The following is a 674-nucleotide window of genomic DNA, read 5'->3' on the forward strand; positions in this document are numbered from 1 at the left end:
CACCGAATTAGACAACATCAACGTTGCTAGCCAAGAACTTCTTATCACTCCAGCACAACTTAAAAGCGATATTCCGCTTTCTGATAAAGCCAAAGAGACTATCCAACAAGGCCGCGATACTGTAAATCGCATTTTGGACCGAGAAGACAAACGTATTTTTCTCGTTGTGGGCCCATGCTCTATTCATGATGTAGACGCTGCAAAAGAATATGCACTGAAGCTAAAAGAGCTGTCAGACAAGGTAAAGGACACCCTTTACCTGGTTATGCGTGTCTATTTCGAAAAGCCGCGCACGACGGTTGGCTGGAAGGGTTTGATCAATGACCCACACTTGAACGACTCTTTTGAGCTCGAAGACGGTTTGCATATTGGCCGAAAGCTGTTGTTAGATATTGCTGAAATCGGGCTGCCAACTGCGACAGAGGCACTTGACCCGATCTCGCCACAGTACTTACAAGATACCATCTCTTGGTCGGCAATCGGCGCTAGAACCACAGAGTCGCAAACGCACAGAGAGATGAGCTCTGGACTTTCCGTAGCAATCGGTTTTAAGAACGGCACCGATGGTGGCCTAGGTGTCGCAATCAACGCACTGGGTTCGGTTGCCCACCCGCATAGCTTTCTAGGCATTAATCGCGAGGGGCAAGTTTCTGTGGTCCGAACGAAAGGCAACC

The 674-nt window shown here is 48.7% G+C and carries 1 protein-coding gene; it reads left to right on the forward strand.

Annotated features, from left to right (window positions below):
- The coding region (locus A3750_RS17020) for a 3-deoxy-7-phosphoheptulonate synthase (RefSeq protein ID WP_068548502.1) at positions 1 to 674 on the forward strand (674 nt) is incomplete at both ends.

It is taken from the genome of Oleiphilus sp. HI0079, assembly GCF_001635105.1.